Raw genomic sequence first — 9164 nt, forward strand, 5'->3', positions numbered from 1 at the left:
AAGAAAACGTAATTTAATTGAAACAGTTTTTGATTATTTAAAGAACAAAATGAACCTTGAGCATACTAGACACAGATCCCCTATAAATGCTTTTGTTCATATACTTTCTACACTAGTTGCCTATTCTCTTAAGAAAAATAAACCTTCCATAAATTGCAATTTCGACTTTCCTCTAAATTATAACCTTATCCCGAATTGACGTTATACGCTAACTCTACCTCCAGCCTACATGATTTGCAAAATTTATTTTTACTTAATTTTGTATTATAGCCATATTCACATAAACTTGATATTGTAGAATTAGTTTTTTGCACACGATCTCTGATCGTATTACTTCTAATTTTATGCAAGAATTTTATATCTTGTTCCTCCTTGCTTTTTAGTAGCACAGTTTTTAATTCTGGATCACGAGCCGCTTTGCATATTGCTAACGCATCGTTATAATCATTTTTCTGTTTCGATGTAGCATAAACTTTTACATCTTTTGTTTTCATTAGTTTGACTTGCAAACCAAGCTTAGCAATTTCCTGTGACCAATAATTAGCTCCTCCACATGCCTCCATAGCTACCAATGAACTTTTATCGAGATTGCTTAAATAGGCTATTAACTCATCTCTTGTAACTTTTTGGTAACCTATTTTTTTGCCATTTTGATCGACTTGCACCAAGTGCATACTATTTTTTGCTAAATCTATTCCTATTATAGTATTTTTTATGCTATTATTTATCATGGTATGGATCTATTAATTAAATTATTATTTAATTTGGAGCAGCTGAAAACTATTTTTCAGCTGACTCCGTACAAGTAAAGCATATTTCGCTTCACTCGTCCATACCATCATTCCCGCGTAGGCGGGAATCTAAAATACCTCAGGGCATTTTTATATCCCTGTTTTCGCAGGGATGACACTGAGTTGTAAATTGTCATTCCTGCATAGGCGGGAATCTGGATACCTTACCTACGCAGGTATGACACAATTGTTTCGTCGAGCTACAGTTTTTTTTGCAATGACGTCTTGTACTTTTATGCAATTTGCATAAGGTGAATCAATCACCTAAATATCTAAGAGTACCAGAGTCTCCTAAACTATTAACTTCATCTCTACTAGAATCATGTATATCTGAAGTATATTTATACAAAGGTTCCAGTATAGATTGAGAATCTTGCACCCAGGATGCATGAAAATCTAGTATATCCTGTGGAACATATCTTGTTTCTAGTTTTAACAGAGCTTGTTCTACAGTACACCCATCTTTAAAATCAGTATATACAGCTATATTATTTTGTTCAAATATATCAAGTATCTCTAGAACATTGGGATTTGGAATATTTAAAATTTTTACAGTTTTAAGTATCATCTTAGAATTTTGTATTTCATCGTACATTAATGATTCAGGAATTCTAAATGATCGAGTATCTTGTTGTTTTGCCATAATTATAATCTTTTTAGTTAAAATATAGGTTATTGTCACGTTCACATTCATTCGCTTGCAATGACGTAATTTTGCTATAAAGCCTAAGGGTTAGCCATAAAAATTAACCATCTTCTCAGAGATTAATTGGTTGTCATATTTTTCTAAAATATCTTGTCGAATTTTTATACCAAGATGTTTTCGTAACGAAGGTCTAGTGATTAGCAGCTCCATAGCTATTGCTAAATCTTCTATATTTTGAGGTTTGACTAATAACCCATTTATTTTGTCTTGTATTAATTCTCTGCCACCTGGAGCGTTAGTAGTAATAATCGCTCTACCATATGCCCCAGCCTCTAAAAGGGAGCGGCTTAGTCCTTCACGATAGGAGGGTAATACGGCGATGTGGGCTTTTTTCCATATTTCTTCTATATCTTTCTGATATCCAAGATATTTGATATATCCTAGATTTTGGTAGTCTTCCAATATGGATTGTGCTATTGATTGTTTATTATTTTGTTCAGGCTGACCAACTAACCAGAATTCAGCATCGATATTTTTCTGTTTTAATATTTTTGCGGCATATATAAATTCATATACACCTTTATCAATAAGCATTCTAGCTACTAAGGCAACTACTATTTTATTACCTAACGGTTCTGGTAGGAGAGGGAATTTCTTGGTTTCTATACCAACACTACATTGTTTAATAACTAAATTTGGTGGAGCTATACCTAATTTCACCACTAAAGCTAAATCATCATCATTTTGTACAACAAATAACATACTTTTATAATAGCTTATTAGGGATAATATTTTAACTATGATCTTCCTAAGGCATTTTAGTAAAAATTTATTGCTGATAAACAATAAACCCATACCAACAAAAGTGTTAATGATTTGTGGTGTATTGCACAGAAAAGCACTGATACTTCCATAAAAAATTGGTTTTATAGTGAAATTATGTAATATATCAGGTTTTTCCTTATTTAATATTCTGATTAGCTTGATTAATAATAGTAAATCAGTAAAAAGGTTAATACTTCCACGCTTTATTGAAATTGGAATTACTGGTAAATTATGCTGTTCTATTTTATCTTTAAATTCACTAATATCTGTTAGTACTTTAACTTCATATCCTTTAATTTTAGCAGTCAAAGCAATTGGCAGAAGATGGTTATAAAAGTGCCAATCTGTATTTGTAAAAATAATGATTTTTTTCATTTATTTTTCTTTATAATAACTCTATAACATAAAATCATACTCAAATGATTTGGGAAATGGGGACAATAACCAAAGGGTGAGTACGCGAATTACCTACAGTCTTGCGGAGCAAACTCTTCAAATCATTTTAGTATAATTGAATTAAACTTATTATATAGTATATGTCAAGATATTTAGTCACTGGTGGAGCTGGTTTCATTGGTTCGCACCTTGTTAAATTATTAACCAAAGAAGGACACCAAGTTGTCATATTGGATGATCTTTCAACTGGTACCTTTAATAGTTCACTTGATAAAAATATTGAGTTTATTCAAGGAAATATTTTAGATCAAGATATTGTGAAGAAAGTATTTAGAAATATCGAGGGTTGTTTTCATCTTGCAGCAGTGGCAAGTGTGCAGGAATCAATTAATAATTGGCACTATAGCCATCAAGTAAATTTAACAGGAACCATTAATATCTTCCTTCAGGCAAGTAAACAAAATATTCCTGTGGTATATGCGTCATCTGCTGCTGTTTACGGTAAGATCAGTGATTTTCCTCTACAAGAAAATGGCAAAGTGAGTCCACTTTCTCCTTATGCGGCGGATAAATATGCCTGCGAGTTACAAGCTAAGGCTTTTGGCGAGGTTAAATCTCTTAAAAGTTGTGGTTTACGCTTTTTTAATGTTTATGGTACAGGACAACCTAAAAATTCTGATTATTCTGGTGTAATATCAATATTTAGAGAACAAGTGAAAGATGGTAAAGAGTTGGTGATTTTTGGTGATGGAAATCAAAGTCGGGACTTTATACATGTTTCAGATGTAACAAATATGTGTGTTAGAGCCTTATCTATGGTGGCATCATCGGCACCAGTACTAAATGTTTGCACAGGACGTGCCTATTCTATAAATGAACTTATTCAATTAATTGATAAAATCGCTGTTATCAAAGGAATAAAATATCTACCACCTCAAGTTGGTAGTATAAATACTTCTGTTGGCAGCCCAGAATTGGCTCAGCAGATGTTAAATTATAAAGCAACATATGAGTTAGCAACTGGATTATTAGAGTTATTTAGCGTAAATTTATGAATTCCAAAGAAACCCTGATTTTAGTAGCGGATATTAGGGGGTGGGCTTTTGATAACGTTGCTTCGTTTGTTCAATCTTTGTTAAATGATCAATATGATTGTCATATAATTTATAGTTGTGATTATAAAACATCGGAGGAGTTTTTAATTAATTTAAACCAATATAATTCTATTAAATTAATACATTTTTTTCATCGTGGGTATTTAACGCACTTACTGCAAATTATAGCAGATAATGGTATTAACACTAATAGTAATATTGAAAAATTATTAAATATTGCCATTACCATTAGCATACCTGATCATTTATTTATTGAAAATGAATCTGACATACTAAAAAATCTACCAACTTTCCGATTTATTGACAACTACTACACTAGCTCTAAAAGATTGTATGATATTTATGCAAATATCCCAGAATATCCAAAACCGTGGCAAGTAATTTATGATAATGTATTAATTCCAGATTCACAAATTGCTCCTGATCCTAAAATTGGTTTAGCCTCTAGTCAGCTAGTTATCACATGGATTGGTAATAGTGCTTGGGAAAGTTGGTATAGTACTATTGACGATTACAAAGGTCTAAAAACAGTAATTATGCCAGCCCTAGAACAGCTTGAGCATGAGAAAATTCATATCAAAAAATGTATAATAGATAAAAATAAGCGACTACACTCAAAACAAGAAGTTTGGGATACTCTAAAAGAAACAGACATTTTGCTAATAGCCTCAGTGCAAGAAGGAACACCGTTGACGCTTATTGAAGCGATGGCATTTGGTTGTGCAATTATTACTACTGACGTGGGGATTGTCCGGGAGGTGCTACCTGATATACAACATCAGTTTATAATCAATAGAAATCATCCGTATCTTACGGAGGCAATAAAAAAATTAGATGTTGACCGAGATTTACTAGCAAAAATTAAACAGCAAAATTTTCTTGCTTATCAAAAAATCTTTGCCGATAAAGCCCATTTGCAAAATTTATGGCTTTCGTTTATAGATATTTCAGTAAAAAATCATAACAAAAAACAAAATTTACAAATAAAGCAACAAATTTTAAGAGATATCAACCTTGTTAATAAGGGCGAAGCTCCATCGATAATTGATAAAATCCGTTCTATTCGTTTGTTAAAAAAGATAGCACAACCTCTTCTAAGATATTATTGGGTTAGATTGCTTGCTAGACGAATAATTACAATGCTTTATTCTTGTTCTTCAGAAAATGATTATGATAATTTTAAAAATTTTATAATCAAATACCAAGGACAGCAAAAGGATATTAGACCTCTTACAAAACTCGCTTATGCTGAGGAATTTGTAGGAGACACGGAACGCAGAACCGCAGCGTACTCTAGTGTATGTGAGGATTCGAGTACCGCATCATTGTCCAAATTACCAGCAGAAGTAGAGTTTTACAAGAGGTCTATTGACGATATCTACGTAATATATTCTAGTACTTTTCCTGGAGTCGCTAACTCTACTAAAGAATTATTTGACCAAATAATTCCTTTTCCTATAGGCAAAGCAAATATTTTGCTAAATTATATTAATGCATATTTACCCAACAAAATTATCACTAAAATAGCTCAGTTAATTATCAAAACAGGCATTAAAAAATTAGTTATATCGGGTGGGCTTGATGTTCATGCTCAATTAGTAGAAAAGTTGCATCAGCTTAAGGCTGATAATTATTTAGATATTTACTTTTTATGGCATGGTTCTCCTGCCCAATGGGTAGATTCTCATCATTGCCAAGATTTTTATAAATGGTTAAATTTATATAAACAAAATAAGATTAAGGCTATTATCACCCTGAAGAAAGGTCTAGAACAATTTTTGATAGCTAATGGTATTCAATCTTATTTATTACAAAACTTCATACCATCAATGCCTGAAAAAAAGGTGATAGCTATAGAGAATAGTAAATTTACAATTGGTATATGGAGTGCTTCTAGCATATGGATAAAAAATCTCTATCCTCAATTTGCTGCAATAAGTATGTTGAAAGATAAGGTTTCTTGTTATACTAATTGCCATTTTAATGACAATAAACATGCTTGTTGGATGATGCAGGATGTAGAGCTTAAAGTTTTTCCAGAGCAATTACCACATCAAGAACTAATAAAACTTATTGCCAATACTAATTTAACTTTATACATTACTAATTCAGAATGTTCACCTATGATAGTTTTAGAGAGTCTAAGTTTAGGAGTGCCTTGCTTAGTTGGTCCTACAGCAGATATTTATGATGATCAATTTTTACGTGATATGTTAACTGTTAATCGCGTTGATTGTCCGCTGACCATATTTAAAGCAATAGAAAAGGTTCAACAAAATATTGATATAATACGTTCCAAACTACCGGAGTTTATTAGAAAATATAATAAAAATGCTCTTGCTTTAAAAAACTATTTGCTAACAGTCATAAATAATGATCATAATAGGTGAGGGGAGTAATAAGTTGTCATTCCTGCTTCGGTGCGGAATCTAGACCCCGCACCAAAGCAGGGGTGACACCACAACTGTTGAAAGTTAGAAGGTAAAGCGGGTTTTAGATAGGTTTTCTGTCATTGCGAGACCACGCAAGTAGGTCGTGGCAATCCATCTTTGGTTACTTTTGTGGATTGCTTCGTCGACCTAAGGTCTTTCTCGCTAATAGACGTTGACCACATACGACTTTTAAACTATCCGGTCTAAAACCCGCTTCCTCTTCTAATTTTCAACAGTTGTGGGGGTAACACTAAGGCGAGCAGGGGTAACATTAAGGTGAGTGTTATTATTTTAACTATATAAAGCAAAATAAAGTCAGTTGATGAAAAGAATTATAAGATGTTTATATCAGGCAATTTTAAAAACAATTGAACATGATGGTGTTGAACATTCAGGGTATATGTCATTTATGATACTCATGGCATTTTTTCCTTTTTTAGTTTTTTTATTAGCATTAACAAGTTTTATTGGTGCCTCAGAACTCGGGCAGAACTTTATAACTATCTTTCTTGAGAGTATGCCAGAACTGGCTACTGACTCAATAAAAACTAGGATAAATGAACTTAGTAAAACTCCACCTCAAAGTCTAATGACCGTAGCGATAGTAGGAAGTATATGGACCGCATCATCTTTTGTTGAATGTTTAAGAACAATCTTAAATAGGGTATATGAAATAAAATCACCACCTCCATACATAAGACGAAGATTACTTAGCATAGTACAGTTCTTAGTAATCAGCATATTCGTTACTTTTGCTATGTTCATTCTAATTATAGTGCCAATAATATTGACAAAACTTCCGATGATTTTACGAATAATGGAAGAACATATGCTAGCTCTAACTATTTTACGATATGTTATAATTTTTTGTTCATTATTTATTACCTCATCATCATTATATTATATCGTCCCTAATATAACATTAAATTTTACAGAGGTATTTCCTGGAGCTTTATTAACAGTAATTTTATGGGTGATAAGTGGATATTTATTATCTACTTGGATAAGAAGTTATAACCAATTAAGCATAATATATGGTTCACTTGGTGGTATAATAATAACCCTAATGTTCTTTTATATTATTAACATAATTTTTATATATGGTGCAGAATTTAATTATTTGCTAAAAAAACATCACTGAATTGTTAAATAAAAGTAAATCTTTGTTTACTTTTGTGAAATTTTTGTTGCGTCCTAGCTAAAATAGTAGTACAAGCCGTTTTGTTAGGATATGTGAAGGATATCTAAGTAAAAGCTTGAACGATGGGATAATGTTTGCATCTTTGTTATTCGCGTTCGTCCCTTTGTTATTTGTGCTTCGGTGCAGAATCTAAGACCCCTGCTTACGCAGGGGTGACATTGATTACTTTGTCATTCCCGCGTAGGCGGGAATCTGGATACCTGCTTACGCAGGTATGACGCTAAGTCGAGCAGGGATGCTCATCATTATTCTGATCTATTCAAATTTCCTTCACATAGCCTAGTGATTTTAACTAAAAAAGATTATAATTATGGCAAAACAAAAACATACAGCAACTCGAGATCACTATATCGGCAGTAATCCCAATTTAATGCGCCTCACTGAAATAAACAACACTAAGACGATACTTGAAGCTGTAAACAATAAAAAGATTGCTAAAGATATTTGGTCAATATGCAATATATTTGGTGTATCTCAGGAAATACAATGTACACTTGCATCTACTAAGGGGGGTTTTGATGAAAAGGTAATTGAGGGTTTATTTAAGAAGGAGCTTAAATCATCCAAGAACAATGACAAGGACAAGGACGCAATCAAAAATTGTTTGCAGGTGTTGTCTTATTGTTCTACTGAAAGAGTTCAAAATGAATTTGAAGAATTTAACAATATACGCAAAATACTTAACAAAGCTAATGTACCTGTATATACTAACTTTGGAAAAAAATGTACTATAACTAAAGCTTTGGAAAAATTAGATAGCTTGGAGCATACGTATCTATCACCCAATTCAAATACTAGTGATGTAGTTGATGAAAATGCTGTAGTCGCATTAGGAGAATTTCCAAATATGGATGGTGACACAATAAACTAAAAACTGTCATTGCTAGGAGGTAGCAATTGTGGATTGCCACGCTCAAGGGCGTTCGCTCGCAATGACCTATATTTTAACTAAAATAGATTATAATTATGAAAAGAAAAAAAGTTTATACACAATATAAATCAGATGAAAATCCCCCCGTCCCGGTTAGGTTTTTTTTAAAGACGTTGCCCACTGAAATAGGCAACTCTATTACGATACTTGCAGCTATAAGAGATAAAGACCCTGTCGCCATAGGTTCCCTGTTTAATAATGTGTCTCAGACACTGCAATGCGACCTTTATCAGCTCGTTAAATCTAATGAGTTTACTAATAAGAAAGTTGAAGCTTTATTTCAGAAGGAGCTTAACTCATCCAGAATAAATGTTGATAAGGCAGCAATCAATAATTATAAGTCTATAGTAGTTAAGCTCTTGAATAATCCAAATATTAGTATTAACGAAATATTTGATTGTTTTAAAAAAGCTAATGTACCTGTACTACGTATTAATTTTGAAAAATATGATACTATCGATACAGCTCTAATAGCATTACAGAAGTTGCAGCATGAGTACTTGCCAGTCCGTATGGTTACTGGGGAGGAATACTCAAATATGCTTAGTGAGTTAACGCTAACTCAGCTTGCTACAAATCTAAAGTATTTAGATAGTCTTGATGATTCATCAGGAAAACATAATGTTGATGTATCAGGAAAGCATATTGACTATGATTCAGAGGTGTAATAGACTCTTAATCCGATTAATATTTATCTATACTGTTTGTGTTATTCCTGCGTAGTATGTAATATCTACGTAAGTAGGTATCTAGTACTACAGTTGTAGATTGAATGTGAGTGTTCACGGAAAAAAGGTTAAAGTATAAGATGTCATTGCGAGGAGGTT

9 protein-coding genes are annotated in these 9164 nt (G+C 32.5%); 6 read left to right on the top strand and 3 right to left on the bottom strand.

Annotated features, from left to right (window positions below; all coding sequences use genetic code 11):
- Nucleotides 1-199, top strand: a 199-nt coding sequence (locus RiCNE_RS04415) for a transposase (protein ID WP_157905643.1), incomplete at its 5' end; no start/stop codon positions are given.
- Here RiCNE_RS04415 and RiCNE_RS04420 read toward each other — a convergent pair.
- The 3 genes from RiCNE_RS04420 to RiCNE_RS04430 form a co-directional block, all read right to left on the bottom strand.
- Entirely contained in the window at nucleotides 186-731 is a 546-nt protein-coding gene (locus tag RiCNE_RS04420) for an IS110 family transposase (protein WP_094649401.1), read from the bottom strand. The genes RiCNE_RS04415 and RiCNE_RS04420 overlap by 14 nt on opposite strands.
- A gap of 316 nt (nucleotides 732-1047) precedes the next feature.
- Entirely contained in the window at nucleotides 1048-1434 is a 387-nt protein-coding gene (locus RiCNE_RS04425) for a hypothetical protein (RefSeq protein ID WP_157905680.1), read from the bottom strand.
- Nucleotides 1435-1524: 90 nt separating this feature from the next.
- Nucleotides 1525-2637, bottom strand: a complete 1113-nt coding sequence (locus RiCNE_RS04430) for a glycosyltransferase family 4 protein (protein WP_094649403.1) — start codon at nucleotides 2635-2637, stop codon at nucleotides 1525-1527.
- A 161-nt stretch (nucleotides 2638-2798) separates the two neighbouring features.
- Between RiCNE_RS04430 and RiCNE_RS04435 the strand changes: the two genes are divergently transcribed.
- From RiCNE_RS04435 to RiCNE_RS04455, 5 genes are all read left to right on the top strand, one after another.
- On the top strand, nucleotides 2799-3713 hold the full coding sequence (locus RiCNE_RS04435) for an NAD-dependent epimerase/dehydratase family protein (protein WP_094649404.1): 915 nt from the start codon (nucleotides 2799-2801) through the stop codon (nucleotides 3711-3713).
- Nucleotides 3710-6163: a glycosyltransferase gene (locus tag RiCNE_RS04440; RefSeq protein ID WP_094649405.1), complete on the top strand. Its 2454-nt coding sequence runs from the start codon at nucleotides 3710-3712 to the stop codon at nucleotides 6161-6163. The genes RiCNE_RS04435 and RiCNE_RS04440 overlap by 4 nt, the downstream gene beginning before the upstream one ends.
- Before the next feature lie 364 nt (nucleotides 6164-6527).
- Entirely contained in the window at nucleotides 6528-7346 is an 819-nt protein-coding gene (locus tag RiCNE_RS04445) for a YihY/virulence factor BrkB family protein (RefSeq protein WP_094649406.1), read from the top strand.
- A 370-nt stretch (nucleotides 7347-7716) separates the two neighbouring features.
- Nucleotides 7717-8277 (top strand): hypothetical protein, encoded by a 561-nt coding sequence (locus tag RiCNE_RS04450; protein ID WP_094649407.1) that lies wholly within the window; start codon nucleotides 7717-7719, stop codon nucleotides 8275-8277.
- Nucleotides 8278-8372: 95 nt separating this feature from the next.
- The gene (locus RiCNE_RS04455; RefSeq protein WP_094649408.1) at nucleotides 8373-9005 is read left to right on the top strand and encodes a hypothetical protein; all 633 of its coding nucleotides are present in this window, start codon (nucleotides 8373-8375) and stop codon (nucleotides 9003-9005) included.
- Nucleotides 9006-9164 lie beyond the last annotated feature (159 nt).

The organism is Rickettsia endosymbiont of Culicoides newsteadi, assembly GCF_002259525.1.
GTDB lineage: Bacteria > Pseudomonadota > Alphaproteobacteria > Rickettsiales > Rickettsiaceae > Tisiphia.

Excerpts from the sequence above, each read along its gene's own strand:
- RiCNE_RS04425 (WP_157905680.1), bottom strand. The coding sequence starts at position 1,434 with ATGGCAAAACAACAAGATACTCGATCATTTAGAATTCCTGAATCATTA.
- RiCNE_RS04440 (WP_094649405.1), top strand. The coding sequence starts at position 3,710 with ATGAATTCCAAAGAAACCCTGATTTTAGTAGCGGATATTAGGGGGTGG.
- RiCNE_RS04420 (WP_094649401.1), bottom strand. The coding sequence starts at position 731 with ATGATAAATAATAGCATAAAAAATACTATAATAGGAATAGATTTAGCA.
- RiCNE_RS04435 (WP_094649404.1), top strand. The coding sequence starts at position 2,799 with ATGTCAAGATATTTAGTCACTGGTGGAGCTGGTTTCATTGGTTCGCAC.
- RiCNE_RS04430 (WP_094649403.1), bottom strand. The coding sequence starts at position 2,637 with ATGAAAAAAATCATTATTTTTACAAATACAGATTGGCACTTTTATAAC.
- RiCNE_RS04445 (WP_094649406.1), top strand. The coding sequence starts at position 6,528 with ATGAAAAGAATTATAAGATGTTTATATCAGGCAATTTTAAAAACAATT.
- RiCNE_RS04450 (WP_094649407.1), top strand. The coding sequence starts at position 7,717 with ATGGCAAAACAAAAACATACAGCAACTCGAGATCACTATATCGGCAGT.
- RiCNE_RS04455 (WP_094649408.1), top strand. The coding sequence starts at position 8,373 with ATGAAAAGAAAAAAAGTTTATACACAATATAAATCAGATGAAAATCCC.